This window comes from Terasakiella brassicae, assembly GCF_014641495.1.
Lineage (GTDB): Bacteria > Pseudomonadota > Alphaproteobacteria > Rhodospirillales > Terasakiellaceae > Terasakiella > Terasakiella brassicae.
In genome coordinates this window covers 21,590-36,860 of sequence record NZ_BMHV01000017.1, presented here as the reverse complement: position 1 = coordinate 36,860, position 15,271 = coordinate 21,590, and the positions used below count along the sequence as shown (strand labels likewise).

Sequence of the window (15,271 nt, the reverse complement as noted above, 5' to 3'; positions counted from 1 at the left end):
GGTGATTATATACCAGAAGGGATGAAGCCCAAAGACTTCATCCCTCCTCCAAAGGTCGTAGATGTAATTTTATTTTTTTGCAACCGGGACTACATAACCAGTTTAAAGACCCAAACACTGCCGCCTTGGTTCAAATTCTTAATCCGTTTGGCTACGTCACCGCCCCACAAAGGAACCGCGCCGCCCCAACCGGATACGACCGCGACATACTGTTCACCATCCTGTTCCCATGTAATGGGGGAACCGACAATCCCGGAACCAGTATTGAATTTCCAGACCTCTTCGCCGTTATTGGCGTTAAAGGCTTTCAGATAACCTTCCGGTGTGCCTGTAAAGACAAGTTCCGGCGTTGTCATCACCCCGCCCCATAACGGCGCGTTATTCTTATATTCCCATTTGATTTTACCTGTACGCGGATCAATCGCTTTCAACGAGCCGATGTAATCTTCAAACAAAGGCTTAATGGTAAAACCAGCCCCCAGATAGGCAGCCCCTTTTTTGTAGGTAATCGGCTCGTTCCAGATATCCATGCCCCATTCATTTGACGGCACATAGAATGTTTCGGTCACCGGGCTGTACGCCATCGGCATCCAGTTTTTACCACCCAAGAAAGAAGGGATAGAGAAAATGGCCTTGCCTTTTTTACCGCCTTCGGCATCCATCGGGTTGCCCGGACGACCTGTTTCGCTATACATCGGGCGGCCTGTTTTAAGATCAATGCCCTTTGCCCAAGTGATATCTTTTACAAACGGTGTGGCATTTTGCAGTTTCCCGTTGGTCCGGTCCAGAACATAGAAAAATCCGTTACGGTCTGCGGTTGCCGCCAGTTTTTTACCATCAAGGTTATAAGAAACCACTTCGTTCACACCGTCAAAGTCCCAGCCATCGTGCGGCGTGGTCTGATAATGCCAATTGATTTCACCCGTATCAATATCGATGGCCAGACGGGATGCGGTATAAAGGTTATCACCGGGACGCAAGTGGGAATTCCACGGTGCCGGGTTCCCTGTTCCGAAAAACAGCTGGCGTGTTTCCGGGTCATAGGTGCCACCCAGCCAAGTCGCACCACCGCCATACTTCCACATATCCCCCGGCCAGCTCGCATTTTTCACACCGGTCATGGTGCTGTCTTTGCCGTTTAAAGTGCCCATGTGACCTTCGATCGTCGGACGGGACCAAACAAGTTCACCGGTTTTTGCATCACGGGCTTCAACCTTGCCAACAATGCCAAACTCACCACCGGACACACCGGTTACGACTTTACCTTCAACAATCAACGGTGTCGCCGTCAGGGAATAACCAGCCTTGTAATCACCGACTTTCTTTTTCCATTTCACCTTGCCTGTTTTGGCATCTAAGGCGACGATTTTGGCGTCCAGCGTCCCAAAATAGACCATGTCTTCATACAACGCCGCCCCCCGGTTGATCACATCACAGCACGGCATAATCCCATCGGGCAGACGTGCATCATATTGCCATAGCTCTTCGCCCGTTTTCACATCAATGGCAAACAGACGGGAATAAGACCCTGTGACATACATCACCCCATCCGCAACCAGTGGCTGGGCCTCTTGACCGCGCTGTTTTTCCCCGCCGAAAGAAAAGGTCCATGCCGGAACCAGTTTTTTCACGGTTTTCAGATTGATTTTATTCAGGGGGCTAAAACGTTGGGCCTGCAAGCCCATGCCATCGGTTACGACTTGGGAGGTGTTTTTGTCATCATTGAGAATATCCTCATTGGTAACCTTTGCCAGTGCAGCGTTGGAACCAAGTGCCCCCAGTGCCAGCCACCCCAAGGCGGCTGTCGTGAATAGTGCCCGTTTCATATATATGTCTCCCTTCCAAGGAAAGTGAAAGCCTCAAAAAAATAATGTTCAGTCGGCATGTTTTGCACATGCTTCAAAGACTGCTTCCACTATGAGGGGACGGGTTGTTATGCAATATTGGCAAAAAGTCGAACAAAGCCCATTTACAGCGGTTTTGGAACGTTTCAAGCCTTCAACTTTAGTCGTAAAGACGCGGCAAAGTCTCTTCGACAATCGCGGGCCACAAATACGCCACAGAACGCACAAACTCCGCACGCGCCACAGACAAAGATTGAAAACGTTGCGGGATATCCAGACGCATAACCTCGGTCATTTCAAGGCCATTTTCCGCCGCCTGATACAATGTTTTACGCAGCCAGATCAGATAATCCAGCGTCTGTTTAAATGAACGCCCGTCACGTTCCACCGGACCATGACCGGGCACAACAACATTATAAGGATGTTTTTCCAACTGTTCCAAAGCATGCATCCATTGTACAATATCGGCATGAGGTGTTGTCGGTGTGCGATTGTGAAAGGCTAAATCCCCACTAAACAGCACACCGCTTTTCTCATCAAAAACTGCTAAATCGCCTTTTGTATGCCCTTGAAGCGGCATGAACTGTATTTTACGCCCTGACAGATCCATATGGGATTGGTTGATGGAATGACCGGGTTTGACAAGCGTTGTGTCGATCATCCAGTCCCCGACCATGCGATACATGTTTTCCAGCAGGCCTTCGCCTTCGCGGTCTATGGCCTGAATGGTTTCATCCATCGCCCATATTTGGGCATCATCAAACGCCAGGTTCCCTAAAAAATGATCGGGGTGATGATGGGTAATAATCACATGGCGAACGGGTTTTGGCGTTATTGCGCCAATCGCCGCACGCATTTCATTACCGTATTTTAAAGAGGGGCCAGTGTCGATAACCACCACGCCCGTTTCACCAATTAAGAAACCGGTATTGACGATATTACCACCGTTTTCGCGATTGAAATGATCCGTGCTGCCGATAAAAACATAGACCCCGTCCCCAACTTTTTGCGCCTTCAAATCATAAGACAAATCATCAGCCATACTGTTGTGAGCAAAAGACATCAATACGCCCCATACCACACACCATATTCCCCATCTCATCATCTTGTCCCCACTTCAACATCAAATTCGTTGGCATTGTTGTCTCGCCCGGAAATACGCAACGGCGCTCCTCCCTTGGGAAAATCAAGTGTCAGAACCGGGTTTTCACTGATCGGTTCTTTCAGTTCAAAACGGCTTAGCAATAATCCGTTGGCGTCTTTAAAATTAATCTCTTCGATGATAAAAACCGGGACATCCCCGGACAGGCCCGTATCCATCGGGTGACGTAAACTCAACCTTATTCGTTCGCTATCGACGCGTTGCCAGATACGGCCTTTTGCCTCTAATAAATGATCTGCCCAGTCGGCCTGTGCTGTTTGCTGCGGTCCTGCCGTACATCCACCGCCTTGTGCACTGACAAACGTGCCATTCATATGCCAGATACCATCCGGTGTTTTCGCGATTGCATGAATGACGCTGCCTTCATTCAATTTCACCCGCGTTGCAAAATAAGGTTTGGCCTTCATGGGGAAAAAATGCGCCGCAATTGGAAAGGGGTTGAGATCGGTCATCAAAACAATCTCTTCCACCTTCCCCAGTGCGGACGCATCCACAGAAACAGGAACCTGAAAATTGCTTTCCGCATTGGTCGGGGCAAAAATCTTGAGGTTTTCATCCACAATAATCGTTGCATTTTCCCCAAACGTTTCTTCGGCCAGATATTCCCACATGGGTGAATTTAACGGGTCTTTGGCGATATTGCCCGCTTGTGCCGAAAAGGAAAGTACCGTTAACAAGAACGGAATGACAAATAGATAAGGCATAGCTGCCTCCTAATTATAAAAGCTTGCAGGTGGCGGGGTATAGGTCAGCCCGTATTTTTCAAACAGCGTCTTCATTCGCCCATCCAGAACCATCGCGGCAATAATATCCCCGACCGCATATCCCAACTGGCGGTAATCGCTTTTGACCGCAACACCCAACAACCAGCTTTCCCGCGACAGCCCCGGTGTCGGTATCTTCCCGATATCGTATTGGGCCATATGTTCCCCCAAGGCAGCCTCCACCATGCTGCGCGGTCCCATCAATCCAAACGCTTTTTGCGCAATTGCCTGATCGGCCGCCTCTTGAATGGTTGGGAAATGCAGGACGTTATTTCGAATACTGCCACCAAATGCCGCACTTAAATAAATATCGGCTAGGCTGTCCAATTCGACGGCTATTTTTTCATAACGAAAATGTCCCAAGGTCGCATCCCGGCCCAATTTTTTAATATCACGGGCAACAACCATGTCTTCGCGATAGTAAGGCGCAAGCAGAACAACCAAGTCGTTGCGCCGGGCCAATTCATTGTCATAAGGGACATGCAACATAATATCAGCCTTCTTGCGATCCAGAAAATGACCTTTCCAGATGGCATTGCGCAAATCATCATCAACGTTCTCATCCGCGCTGAGTTCAAACAAATCCAAACGCACGCCCAGTGCATCCGCAATAATCTGTGCAATCTCGACATCCACACCTTTTGCCTGCCCGTTTTCACGATAAGAAAACGGTGCAAAATCGCGATAGACGGCAACGGAAATCACACCACGATCTTGGATATCATCAAAAGAAAGCGCAAACCCGGGAGTTGGGTTTGCGCATACAAGTAATGTTAGGGGAGCTAAAAGCCCCTTCAACAGGTTCGCACTGCCAGAGGCCTTATGCGTCTGAGATTGAGGCTTAAGCAACTTCAGATACAAGGACCTTAACAAATTGCCGCCATGCCCGATATTCGACTTTAGGCGAGAAGGAATCAGTTTTTGGATAAACATTTTATTTCCTTACGACCTGTCACAATGATTGTCCGTTCCCACGGGGTAACGATCTGACACAGCTGTCGGGCATTGTTCATCCACCAGATATTGATGGTCGCGACCCTTTCTTCATTGGCAAAGGCAATTGATTTTGTTTGCCCACCTTCAATGCGCCCAGCACCGCCAACAGAAGACACTTTCACTTGTCGGTCCGTTTTATTATGGATGATCAGATTGCCCGCCTTGGCCTGCCCCATCATCACAACAAGGATCAAAAGCGAGAGACATATCCGTTTCATGGGTCACTACTTCACATGAATTGAGGTAAATGTGCCCTTTTCTTCCAGCCCTGCCGCATAAAGCTTGTAGGTGCCCGGTTTGATCGGAACAAAGAAGAGCTCGGCTTCGCTTTCTTCTTCAAATTCAAGCTCATACAGATGGGATACCTTGATTTCCATTTCGCCGGCCTCGACTTTGCGCAACCAGATAAAATTGAAGAAATCCGCACTACGCAGTGCATAGGGTTTGCGCCCGGTGCTGACAATTTTCAATTGATAAGCCGTTCCTGTTTCAAGGTCATATTGCTTCTGGCTCACCTGATAACCGGCTTCATCCGTTCCCAAAATCAAATCCGGTAAGGTCACAGCCTTGCGGGCCAGATACCCTTCTGCAAAAGCGGAAGTACTGAGAACAACAAGGCAAAATGCCAAAATACTCAAACGTTTCATCTAACTCATCCCTGTTAAAATTTGTTTCGTTTGGATAAGGCTAACAATCCGTCCTTGCCTCTGCCATTCGACAAAGGTCGAATTTTCAAGCTTGCGTGACGTTGCTCTAATAGCAAACATACCGGATTGCCGGTTCGTTCATGCATAATGGGAGTCTGGTTTCATGCGTTTTTTGCTCTGCCTTATCGCCGTATTAGGCCTGACGTTTCCAACAGCAGCCAAACAGGTAGAAACAATTTCCATCGTTTTTGTGTCGCAAAAAGTAGAACACCCGCCCGTTCTGTCCAATTTGATTGAGCCACCTGATGATCTGGGGGTACAGGGGGCTTTGCTCGCCTTGCAAGACAACAATACGACCGGACGTTTTCTTAAACAAAAATTTACGCTGGACACAATCACTTTGGCAGAAGACGCAAATGTACAACAGACCATCGACCAACTCGTCACCAAAGGTCATAACCTGTTTGTTCTCGATCTTCCAAGCGTTAGCCTTCAGACCATCTTAAAACAGACCAAACATCAAAATGTACTGTTTTTCAACAGTCGCGCCCCTGATAATGCCTTGCGCCAGCAGGCGTGTGATATCCGGTTGCTCCATACCATACCCAGCCGGGCCATGCTCACGGATGCCTTGGCACAATATCTGGTCAAAAAACGCTGGAAAGATTGGTTTTTGATCCAAGGTCCCCATAATGTTGATCAAAAATTCGCGACATCCCTTAAAGCCTCTGCGCGCAAGTACGGTGCAAAAATCGTTGCAGAAAAAATCTGGAACGGTGGACGTGATGCCTATCGCAGTGCACAGGCGGAAATCCCCCTCCTCACGCAAGGGGAAGACTACGATATCCTGATGGTCGCCGATGAACTGGGTGATTTTGGGGAATATATGATTTACCGAACTTTCGACCCGCGCCCGGTTGCTGGGACGCAAGGCTTATTCCCCACTGCATGGTACTGGACGCAGGAACAATGGGGAGCTTTACAACTGCAAAACCGATTTAAAAAACAGACAAAACGCCCCATGACAGCACGGGATTACGCAGCTTGGGCCGCAGTACGTACCATCGGTGAAGCTGCAACCCGGACAAATTCAAAAAACTTCGACACCTTAAACCGTTTTGTTCGCAGCCAACAGTTTGAACTGGCCGGGTTTAAAGGACGTAAACTGTCCTACCGCCCTTGGAATGGTCAGTTGCGTCAACCTGTTGCATTAAGTGCAGCGCATTCCCTCGTCACACAAGCCCCGATTGAGGGGTTCTTGCACCGCTATAGCGAACTCGACACCCTCGGCTTTGATCAGCCTGAAAGTAAATGTAAGGAATTTATCAAATGAAACGCCTGATCCTTGCGACCCTTCTTGGTTCAACATTCATTGTCAGTGACTTATGGGCTTCGACAGCTTTCATCAGCAATGAAAAAGACAATACCGTTTCCGTTCTCGATCTGGATCAAATGAAAGTCACCCGGACCTTTAAAGTCGGCAAACGCCCACGCGGTATTATTTTAAGCAAAGACAACAAGCGCCTTTATATTTGCACCTCCAACGACGATACGGTGGAAATTTACGACAGCGCGCAGGAAACCAAAATCGGGGAGCTGCCATCAGGGGCCGACCCGGAACAATTTGCGCTGCATCCCGATGACCGTAAACTGTATATTGCCAACGAAGACGATGCGTTGACAACCGTTGTCGATGTTCAGACTTCGCAAGTACTGGCCCAGATTGATGTCGGCGTGGAACCCGAAGGCATGGCCGTCAGCCACAACGGTAAAATCGCTATCACAACGTCCGAAACAACAAATATGGTGCATTGGATTGACACCCAAAACCATGAACTGTTTGACAATACACTGGTTGACCAACGCCCGCGCTACGCCGTTTTTGAACAGGATGATAGCTTGTTGTGGGTTTCTTCTGAAATTGGTGGCACCGTATCTGTCATTGATGTGAAAGATCGCCAGATTGTTAAAAAAATAAACTTTGCTATTAAGGGTATTCATAAAGATCGGGTTCAGCCCGTTGGCATGCGTTTAAGTCACGATGGTAAATACGCTTATATTGCCCTTGGCCCGGCAAACCATGTCGCCGTTGTTAATCGAAAAACCTACGAGGTGGAAAAATATATTCTGGTTGGACGCCGGGTCTGGCATCTGGAATTCAGCCCGGATGAGAAATTATTGCTCACCACCAATGGGGTCAGCGGCGATGTCACCCTTATTGACACCCAAAACTTAAAAGCAGTGAAATCCATTAAAGTCGGACGTTACCCTTGGGGCATTGCGGTAAAACCATGACCGCATTGTTATCCGCACAAAACCTGTCTTTCACTTATGAAAATACCAAGCAAGCCCTGAAAGATATGTCCTTTAATATCGAACAGGGATGTTTTTGTGCGCTTCTAGGGCCAAATGGTGCCGGTAAAAGCACTTTTTTTGCCATAGCCAGCGCCTTAAACCGTCCAACATATGGAAATTTATTCATTCATGGATATGATATCGCCCAAACACCGCGCGCTGCCTTGGCTTTGATGGGGTTTGTTTTTCAACAGACAACCTTGGATCTGGACCTGAGTATTCTTCAGAACTTACGATATTTTGCCAGCCTGCACGGGATCGGAAACAAACTGGGCGAACAACGCATTCAAGAAGAATTGGAACGTTTAGACCTGTACGACAGGCGCCATGAAAAGGTTCGTCAGTTAAACGGTGGTCATCGCAGGCGGGCCGAGATTGCCCGTGCGTTGCTTCATCATCCCGCCCTGTTATTATTGGACGAAGCCAGTGTCGGGCTGGATATCGCAACCCGGCGCACCCTTGTCGATCATGTCCATCACCTGTGTCAGGAACGCGGTACCAGCGTCCTTTGGGCAACACATTTAATTGATGAGGTCCGCGAAAATGATCAAACCATCATTTTACACAACGGACAAATCGCCGGACAGGGAACCGCACACGAACTCGCCGCCCCCACATTGGAACAGACCTTCAATGATTTGACCCAAAGGGGGCAAACATGCCTTACCTGATTTGTCTAAAAGGCGTGATTATCCGCGAACTATTGCGTTTTCTACAACAACGCGAACGGTTCTTTTCCGCACTGGTTCGCCCCTTGATGTGGTTGTTCGTTTTTGCAGCGGGTTTTCGCGCGGCCTTGGGGGTGTCAATCATTGCCCCATATGAAACCTATATCACGTATGAGGTCTATATCTTGCCCGGCTTGGTCGGCATGATCCAATTGTTCAACGGCATGCAAAGTTCCCTGTCTATGGTCTATGACCGCGAAATGGGCAGCATGCATGTCCTGTTAACCAGCCCCATGCCGCGTTGGTTTCTCCTGTTCGGCAAACTATTGGCCGGGGCTTTTGTCTCCATTATTCAGGTGTACGTTTTTCTGATCATTGCCTTCGGGTTTGGCATTGAATTGCCGCCGTCCGGTTATTTGCTGGTTCTGCCGGTTCTGATTGTCAGCAGCCTCATGCTGGGTGCCTTGGGAATGGTCCTGTCTTCTCGGGTTAAGCAATTGGAAAATTTCGCTGGAATTATGAATTTCGTCATTTTCCCTATGTTTTTTCTATCTTCAGCCTTGTATCCCATATGGAAAATTTCGGAATCAAGCATATTTCTCGCACAACTTTGTCGTTTCAACCCCTTTACCTATGCGGTGGAACTTATCCGTTTTTCCTTTTATGCCCAGTTCAATGCGCAAGCCTTATGGATCTGTCTGCTCTCTTGCCTTGCTTTTTTAAGCATTGCCCTGTGGGGGTACGACCCGGCCCATATTCATAAACGAGGCCCGAAATGAAAACCTTTGTCCTGTTCTTTATCATAATATTGGCAGCCTGTAGCCATGTGCCTGTGCCTGTGCCTGTGCCCGATGGGTATCGTATGAACCGTTACAAAGCCCCCGTTCCCGATCATGTTCCCGGTGCACAAACGATCAATATCAAACAGGCGGTTCACCTGAAAGAAAAAGGGGCGATTTTCATCGACGTGATTGGCTCAGGAAAATTTTTGACGAAATCCCGAAAGGGCGGTTGGATGAGCGTTAAACCTCACACCTCCATTCCCGGCAGTTACTGGCTTCCCGATGTAGGACGCGGCGCTTTAACCCCCGATCAAAACACATATTTTGAAAAGGCGCTGGCACAACTCAGTTCACAGAATAAACAGACAAAACTGATCTTCTTTTGCCTGAAATCCTGTTGGATGTCATGGAATGGTGCAAAACGGGCTGCGAGTTTAGGTTACAAATCGGTTCATTGGCTGGCAGATGGCAAAGACGGCTGGCAGGACGCGGGTCATCCACTGGCCGAAATCACGCCCTTTTCCATCAAAAAATAAATTATAAAAAACAATAAATTAACTCTAAATTACCGAAAAATACGACTTAAGTCGAGTTTCCACAAGTCCTCAAATCAGGCATTACAGAATTGTTGTGTCTGCAAAAGTCACGGCGTTTCCAGTTAACAGGTACAGGCGCCCGTATCAGGCGTTTGCTTCAAACAGTCTAGGAAGATAAAATGCTATTAAAAGATTTAAAAGAATTGGCTGGTGATGTTGCCATTCGCACCAAATACGACAACTTCATCGGCGGCGAGTGGGTTGCACCGGCTGACGGCGCATATTTTGAAAACATTTCCCCGGTGACCGGCGGTGTCATCTGTGAAGTTGCACGATCCAAAGCGGCTGATGTGGAACGCGCACTGGACGCCGCACATGCCGCCAAAGACGGTTGGGCCAAAACATCTCCGGCAGAACGCGCACAGATTTTAAATAAAATCGCGGATCGCATGGAAGAACGCCTGTCCTTGCTCGCAATGGCTGAAACAATCGACAACGGAAAGCCGATCCGTGAAACCACCGCCGCCGACCTGCCGCTGGCGGTTGATCACTTCCGCTATTTCGCTGGCTGTATCCGCGCCCAAGAAGGCTCTATCGCAGAAATTGACGCTGAGACCTATGCCTATCATTTCCATGAGCCGCTGGGCGTTGTCGGTCAAATCATTCCGTGGAACTTCCCGCTGCTGATGGCAGCATGGAAAGTCGCACCGGCTTTGGCTGCCGGTAACTGCGTTGTCCTGAAACCGGCGGAACAAACACCAATGGCGATTATGGTTTTGATGGACCTGATCAAAGATATCCTGCCCAAGGGCGTGCTCAACGTCGTCAACGGGTTTGGTGTGGAAGCCGGAAAACCGTTGGCAACCAGCAAACGCATTGCCAAAGTTGCCTTTACAGGTGAAACAGGTACAGGCCGCCTGATCATGCAATATGCATCTGAAAACATCATTCCGGTTACCTTGGAATTGGGTGGCAAATCGCCAAACATTTTCTTTGAAGATGTTATGTCCGCAGATGATGCCTTTTTCGACAAAGCCTTGGAAGGTTTCGCCATGTTCGCCCTGAACCAAGGCGAAGTTTGCACATGCCCGAGCCGCGTTCTCATTCAGGAAAGCATCTACGAAAAATTCATCGAACGGGCGATCGAACGTGTAAAAAGCATCAAACAGGGCAATCCGTTGGACACCTCCACCATGATCGGTGCACAAGCTTCCAAGGAACAGCTTGATAAGATTCTGTCCTATATTGAAATCGGCAAAAACGAAGGGGCCGAAGTCCTGTGCGGTGGGAATCAAGCCCAATTGGGCGGCGAATACGCTGACGGTTTCTATGTAGAGCCGACCATCCTGAAAGGGCACAATAAAATGCGTATCTTCCAGGAAGAAATTTTTGGCCCGGTCGTTAGTGTTACCACATTTAAAGACGAAGCTGAAGCCTTGGAAATCGCCAATGATACCGCCTTCGGCCTAGGTGCCGGTGTTTGGTCACGTGATGGCAATCGTGCCTTCCGCATGGGGCGCGGCATCAAAGCCGGTCGCGTCTGGACCAATTGTTATCACCTCTATCCGGCACATGCTGCCTTTGGCGGTTACAAACAATCCGGTATCGGTCGTGAAACCCATAAAATGATGCTCAATCACTATCAGCAAACCAAGAACCTGTTGGTCAGCTATAGCGACAACGCCTTAGGTTTCTTCTAAGCCAAGCCTTCCTATTAAGGGCCGTGAAGAGGGACTCCCCCCACCCTCTTTGCGGCTTTTTTTATTTTTTCGGATAAGGATTTTGCCATGATGCAACTAAACATAACACCACAAGCCCTTGATATTTTACACAAACTCAAGGCAGAACATGGCGAACTTATTTTCCTGATTTCCGGCGGTTGTTGTGACGGCAGTGCCCCCCTGTGCTTTATCGCCAACGAATTTACTCTTGGTGAAAGCGATATCCAAATTAGACAAGTGGAAGAAACCTGGACCCGTCCCCTAAATGGAGAAGGTGCTCTCCAGTTTTAGGGGACGGGTCCATTTCTTCCATGTGCTGATCTGGTTGGGGTGCACATCATATTTTTTTGCCAATTCGGGAAGCGTGAGCTCTTCTCGTAAAGCTTCCAAAGCTACTTTGGCTTTGAAGTCGGCTGAATGGTTACGGCGTTTTGCCATCGGATAGTCCTTTTCAAAAACGGTTATCCCACCTTAACACCCTGTCCTGTTTTTGGGGACCATCTCTTTTCATATCCTTTTTGGAGAACCATTCTAACATCTTTAAAGATGTCGATAGCGTCGCCCATACAGATCATGAAATCATTTTCTTTGCATCACTTATAGATGATATCATTAAGTATGATGGACCTTTTAGCCTACTTCTCGAGCCAATAAAAAAACAAACGACTAACAGAAAAAATATAATATTGACCTTATTAAGTAAATTTTTCTTTTTCAAAAATAAACGAAAAAAACAACCTTTAACTAAAAAGCATATTCATATTGATGGACATTTAAAGACGCAAAAATCGGACCTATTCCCCTTAACACGTTCATGTTTACTCTATCACATATATCTTTCTGTTGCTTCCAAACCATCGAACGCAAGTAAATGCCTAAATCGTTTTGAACAGCTAATAGTAGAGGCCAATGCCGCACATTACCGCAATACCAACAATGCAAGTGAAATACAAAAAAAAATCAAATTGGAAAACGCTTGCCAAATTGTTGCAAGCGGAATGAAAAAATGGTCTGAAACTTCCTTTCAGGAGCAAGCTCCTGACTATCACAACCTCGCAAAGTATCTCATCATACATGACTCTGTAAAAATGCGTTTCATTACCTTTATGGATCTTGAACCATTATCCCAAACGTATGCCGCCTTAAAAAGTGAAGAACGTCTGAAAGGGGATAGGACTAACCCCATCCGACCACATGTGGAAGCTGCGCTAAACATTCTTTGCAAAAGAGGGATCATTCCATTAACGGCTGAGCATCCCAAAGGTCAACTTGCTCGCAAAATAAAAGTTTTCTTAAACTACCAAAAAACCGAAGGGGGCTACAGTAAGCATTGCGAAGAAATTTATGCTAATATATTAAGAAAAAATAGAATAAAATCAAAAATATATAAAGTAAAAAACTTTTAATTTCCAGCTCCAGAGCTAAGAAAAATTGAGGCCTCACCTTTATATTTTTTATGCTTTCCATATCAAAAACTAGAATGGATAGCATTATGCTGAATGATGAATTAATTGAGAAATACCCTTTTCTAAAATTGTTGTTAGAACGAGACCCAACCTGGCTTGACTCCGCAGTATCAGCTGAAGAAGCTTCCCGACTAACTGGGGTTTCCGTTGATAGTTTAGCTCGCTACAGAAGTCGTGGTGGCGGTCCGCATTTTCTACGCCCACGCGTTCATGGTCAGGAGCTAAGAATCGTTCGATATTTCAGACGCGATTTATTCGAATGGTTATTAAGCGGTGGTCGACTTGAGAATACCTTCGACGACAGGTAAACACCCGAAAATCAGCTTGAAGCAGCTAATGTCTGTTCAAGCATCCCCTCTTTCCTAATCATAGTGCATTCAATATCACCCCATGAGCACTTAAGCCAATTCTTTGCATGAGTTGGATTTGAAACTCACTTTTCAGACGTGCTTTGAAAGGAAAAAGCATGACACAAAGAACGATCCTTACCAGCGTTCGCCTCAGTTCTGAGGAAAAATACATTTTACAAAAAGCAGCACTAGCGGCAGATATGACGTCCTTATCTGGCTATATCCGTAAATCTGCTCTTTGGAGCGCCAATAACTCGACAACCCAAATATCTTACTTGGTTAAGGAACAGGCAGACGAAGTGATTATGGAAATCAAAATGCTACACAGCCTCCTGTACCTAAATCCTACACCGAATAAATATCAAACCCACAACCTGATCGAAAGGATTGAGCAGAAAATTCGCAGCTGGTTAAAATAACAGTTTACAAGCTCCAACCACCTCTTTGAGAAGATTTCACAGGGCCCTGTTTTTTTCTTTTTTTCTGACGTGCTTGGCGCAACTCAAATACCAAATCTCTCCATTCATTTTGCATAATGTCAAAACGTTCTGCACGATCAAAAATCCCGTTTCTGAACATTCTTGATAACGATGCCAGCATTTTCTCTTTATCTGTTTTCTTTTTTACAACCCGCCTTAACATCGGCTGCCAGTTATGAGGCCATGAACCAAGAGCCCTACCCGTTAAAGCATTCACGACTTCCTGACCACCCTTAGGTTTGGGAACGCCTTCGACCAGCTGACCTATCATTCTAGGCCGAGTGGTTAGCACCCAAATACCAAAACGGTGTGCTTTTCGTCTCCGCCCTTCACAATTTGGATGCTGAATCAACCAAAGCCAATTCTTGTATGCTGTTTTTGGTTCCAAATACATCCGTTCAAACAAAGCGGGAACTTCAAGTTTTTCCTCTTTATTAAAAAGACGCCACTTTTGCTTTTGCGGTTTCGCGTTTTGAGCCATATGCAAAAGAGCTGGTCCTTCCACACGGTGTCCTCCTGTCGGAAAAGGGGGGCGTAAAGGCGCTTCATCCGACAAAATTTTCCTTCTGATATGATGACGGTCTTCACGCCGAGTGGCGACATAATCAAGGCCGACATTTTGTAAGTGCGTTGCAAAATTATCACGCAGAATATCAAACATGTCACCAGTCCGATCAAAATGCAGACGGTTTCCCCGATCCGGTTGCGCTTTGATCACAAGGTGTGCATGCGGGTGATCTTTCGTGCCAGCGTGAATGGCCCAAACGACCTGAAAATAATGTTGACCAAAATTTTCCGCAACAAAGCCACGAACTGCACATTCCAGTTTGAACTTTGTTTCACTTATTCTCGCGTCATGTTCTTTCTGGACAGAACACACCAAATGCCAAGCTTGGTTATTGCGCCAAGTCCCGTCTTCTCGCTGGTTTTCCTGATCCGTTCGCAATTCCCAATTTTCGATTGCTTCCTTATCAGTAGGCAAACCGAATTGATCATAGATTTCTACTTGTTCGTCTTCATCTTCACGCGAAATATATTTGACCAAAGCCCGAACCGAGCTCGCCGACTTTTTAGCAGAAACCACTTTGACAACAGCTTCACGCTTGCCCTGATCGCCAGCATAATTTCTATAGTTGTTATAGCGAATACGTGCGGCCCGACGTGAACGCGCAAAACCACTGGAAGAACGTCCCCCATTTGCAAAAAAACGCTTCATCAACCGCTCGTCTTCCTGATTGACCGAACCGCCCTTTACGTATCCGTATTCTTCATCCTCAAAAACCATAAACACAGCTTATCGACAAAAAACAAGAATGTCTGTCATACATTTCGCTAATCCTGCAAAAGAATTGAAGACTATGTAATTTATGTAACCTGTTGTTTTTCAATAATTCTGCAATTTTGTTTTTGAATATGACCTGTGTTTTTCGCGTGTTTTTGCAAAAATGCCCTGTGGCTTTTATCAAAACCGCTGTGGCCTCAGCAAAAAGTCTTGTGGCTT

The 15,271-nt window shown here is 46.9% G+C and carries 17 protein-coding genes and 1 pseudogene; 10 read left to right on the top strand and 8 right to left on the bottom strand.

Annotated features, from left to right (window positions below):
- Window positions 1-89: 89 nt before the first annotated feature.
- The 6 genes from IEW74_RS12065 to IEW74_RS12040 form a co-directional block, all read right to left on the bottom strand.
- Window positions 90-1,826, bottom strand: a complete 1,737-nt coding sequence (locus tag IEW74_RS12065; protein WP_188665418.1) for a PQQ-dependent methanol/ethanol family dehydrogenase — start codon at window positions 1,824-1,826, stop codon at window positions 90-92.
- Between the two features lie 178 nt (window positions 1,827-2,004).
- On the bottom strand, window positions 2,005-2,907 hold the full coding sequence (locus IEW74_RS12060; RefSeq protein ID WP_229734337.1) for a quinoprotein relay system zinc metallohydrolase 1: 903 nt from the start codon (window positions 2,905-2,907) through the stop codon (window positions 2,005-2,007).
- Window positions 2,908-2,945: 38 nt separating this feature from the next.
- Window positions 2,946-3,710, bottom strand: coding sequence for a quinoprotein dehydrogenase-associated SoxYZ-like carrier (locus IEW74_RS12055; protein WP_188665415.1), 765 nt, complete (start codon window positions 3,708-3,710; stop codon window positions 2,946-2,948).
- A gap of 9 nt (window positions 3,711-3,719) precedes the next feature.
- Complete coding sequence (locus tag IEW74_RS12050; protein ID WP_188665413.1) at window positions 3,720-4,475, bottom strand: substrate-binding periplasmic protein; 756 nt, start codon at window positions 4,473-4,475, stop codon at window positions 3,720-3,722.
- A 209-nt stretch (window positions 4,476-4,684) separates the two neighbouring features.
- The gene (locus IEW74_RS12045) at window positions 4,685-4,984 is read right to left on the bottom strand and encodes a hypothetical protein (RefSeq protein ID WP_188665409.1); all 300 of its coding nucleotides are present in this window, start codon (window positions 4,982-4,984) and stop codon (window positions 4,685-4,687) included.
- A gap of 6 nt (window positions 4,985-4,990) precedes the next feature.
- On the bottom strand, window positions 4,991-5,413 hold the full coding sequence (locus tag IEW74_RS12040) for a cupredoxin domain-containing protein (RefSeq protein ID WP_188665406.1): 423 nt from the start codon (window positions 5,411-5,413) through the stop codon (window positions 4,991-4,993).
- Between the two features lie 163 nt (window positions 5,414-5,576).
- On the opposite strand from IEW74_RS12040, the gene pedA1 reads away from it, so the two are divergent.
- From pedA1 to IEW74_RS12005, 7 genes are all read left to right on the top strand, one after another.
- Window positions 5,577-6,746: a lanthanide ABC transporter ABC transporter substrate-binding protein PedA1 gene (pedA1, locus tag IEW74_RS12035; RefSeq protein ID WP_188665403.1), complete on the top strand. Its 1,170-nt coding sequence runs from the start codon at window positions 5,577-5,579 to the stop codon at window positions 6,744-6,746.
- Window positions 6,743-7,708 (top strand): YVTN family beta-propeller repeat protein, encoded by a 966-nt coding sequence (locus IEW74_RS12030; protein ID WP_188665400.1) that lies wholly within the window; start codon window positions 6,743-6,745, stop codon window positions 7,706-7,708. Before pedA1 ends, IEW74_RS12030 begins: the two co-directional genes overlap by 4 nt.
- A complete protein-coding gene (gene pedB, locus IEW74_RS12025) occupies window positions 7,705-8,439 on the top strand; it encodes a lanthanide ABC transporter ATP-binding protein PedB/LutE (protein ID WP_188665397.1) in 735 nt (244 codons plus the stop codon). Before IEW74_RS12030 ends, pedB begins: the two co-directional genes overlap by 4 nt.
- On the top strand, window positions 8,427-9,215 hold the full coding sequence (pedC, locus tag IEW74_RS12020; protein WP_188665395.1) for a lanthanide ABC transporter permease protein PedC: 789 nt from the start codon (window positions 8,427-8,429) through the stop codon (window positions 9,213-9,215). The genes pedB and pedC overlap by 13 nt, the downstream gene beginning before the upstream one ends.
- A complete protein-coding gene (locus IEW74_RS12015) occupies window positions 9,212-9,754 on the top strand; it encodes a rhodanese-like domain-containing protein (RefSeq protein ID WP_188665392.1) in 543 nt (180 codons plus the stop codon). The genes pedC and IEW74_RS12015 overlap by 4 nt, the downstream gene beginning before the upstream one ends.
- Before the next feature lie 179 nt (window positions 9,755-9,933).
- On the top strand, window positions 9,934-11,454 hold the full coding sequence (adh, locus tag IEW74_RS12010) for an aldehyde dehydrogenase (protein WP_188665387.1): 1,521 nt from the start codon (window positions 9,934-9,936) through the stop codon (window positions 11,452-11,454).
- A gap of 87 nt (window positions 11,455-11,541) precedes the next feature.
- Window positions 11,542-11,766, top strand: a complete 225-nt coding sequence (locus tag IEW74_RS12005) for a DUF779 domain-containing protein (protein ID WP_188665385.1) — start codon at window positions 11,542-11,544, stop codon at window positions 11,764-11,766.
- Between the two features lie 15 nt (window positions 11,767-11,781).
- Here IEW74_RS12005 and IEW74_RS12000 read toward each other — a convergent pair.
- Window positions 11,782-11,913: pseudogene (locus IEW74_RS12000) on the bottom strand (transposase); the annotation flags it as partial.
- On the opposite strand from IEW74_RS12000, the gene IEW74_RS11995 reads away from it, so the two are divergent.
- The 3 genes from IEW74_RS11995 (at window position 11,907) to IEW74_RS11985 (ending at window position 13,710) form a co-directional block, all read left to right on the top strand.
- Window positions 11,907-12,881 (top strand): hypothetical protein, encoded by a 975-nt coding sequence (locus IEW74_RS11995; protein ID WP_188665382.1) that lies wholly within the window; start codon window positions 11,907-11,909, stop codon window positions 12,879-12,881. The pseudogene IEW74_RS12000 and the gene IEW74_RS11995 overlap by 7 nt on opposite strands.
- A gap of 86 nt (window positions 12,882-12,967) precedes the next feature.
- Complete coding sequence (locus IEW74_RS11990; RefSeq protein ID WP_188665379.1) at window positions 12,968-13,249, top strand: helix-turn-helix domain-containing protein; 282 nt, start codon at window positions 12,968-12,970, stop codon at window positions 13,247-13,249.
- 158 nt (window positions 13,250-13,407) lie between these two features.
- Window positions 13,408-13,710, top strand: a complete 303-nt coding sequence (locus IEW74_RS11985; protein ID WP_188665376.1) for a plasmid mobilization protein — start codon at window positions 13,408-13,410, stop codon at window positions 13,708-13,710.
- Window positions 13,711-13,714: 4 nt separating this feature from the next.
- Here the strand turns inward: IEW74_RS11985 and IEW74_RS11980 are convergent, their stop codons facing one another.
- Entirely contained in the window at window positions 13,715-15,055 is a 1,341-nt protein-coding gene (locus IEW74_RS11980; RefSeq protein WP_188665374.1) for a relaxase/mobilization nuclease domain-containing protein, read from the bottom strand.
- Between the last annotated feature and the right edge of the window lie 216 nt (window positions 15,056-15,271).

Coding starts and splice junctions, on each gene's coding strand:
- IEW74_RS12005 (WP_188665385.1), top strand. CDS start 11,542: ATGATGCAACTAAACATAACACCACAAGCCCTTGATATTTTACACAAA.
- IEW74_RS11985 (WP_188665376.1), top strand. CDS start 13,408: ATGACACAAAGAACGATCCTTACCAGCGTTCGCCTCAGTTCTGAGGAA.
- adh (WP_188665387.1), top strand. CDS start 9,934: ATGCTATTAAAAGATTTAAAAGAATTGGCTGGTGATGTTGCCATTCGC.
- pedC (WP_188665395.1), top strand. CDS start 8,427: ATGCCTTACCTGATTTGTCTAAAAGGCGTGATTATCCGCGAACTATTG.
- IEW74_RS12015 (WP_188665392.1), top strand. CDS start 9,212: ATGAAAACCTTTGTCCTGTTCTTTATCATAATATTGGCAGCCTGTAGC.
- IEW74_RS12045 (WP_188665409.1), bottom strand. CDS start 4,984: ATGAAACGGATATGTCTCTCGCTTTTGATCCTTGTTGTGATGATGGGG.
- IEW74_RS12065 (WP_188665418.1), bottom strand. CDS start 1,826: ATGAAACGGGCACTATTCACGACAGCCGCCTTGGGGTGGCTGGCACTG.
- pedA1 (WP_188665403.1), top strand. CDS start 5,577: ATGCGTTTTTTGCTCTGCCTTATCGCCGTATTAGGCCTGACGTTTCCA.
- IEW74_RS11990 (WP_188665379.1), top strand. CDS start 12,968: ATGCTGAATGATGAATTAATTGAGAAATACCCTTTTCTAAAATTGTTG.
- IEW74_RS12040 (WP_188665406.1), bottom strand. CDS start 5,413: ATGAAACGTTTGAGTATTTTGGCATTTTGCCTTGTTGTTCTCAGTACT.
- IEW74_RS12055 (WP_188665415.1), bottom strand. CDS start 3,710: ATGCCTTATCTATTTGTCATTCCGTTCTTGTTAACGGTACTTTCCTTT.
- pedB (WP_188665397.1), top strand. CDS start 7,705: ATGACCGCATTGTTATCCGCACAAAACCTGTCTTTCACTTATGAAAAT.
- IEW74_RS12060 (WP_229734337.1), bottom strand. CDS start 2,907: ATGTCTTTTGCTCACAACAGTATGGCTGATGATTTGTCTTATGATTTG.
- IEW74_RS11980 (WP_188665374.1), bottom strand. CDS start 15,055: ATGGTTTTTGAGGATGAAGAATACGGATACGTAAAGGGCGGTTCGGTC.
- IEW74_RS12030 (WP_188665400.1), top strand. CDS start 6,743: ATGAAACGCCTGATCCTTGCGACCCTTCTTGGTTCAACATTCATTGTC.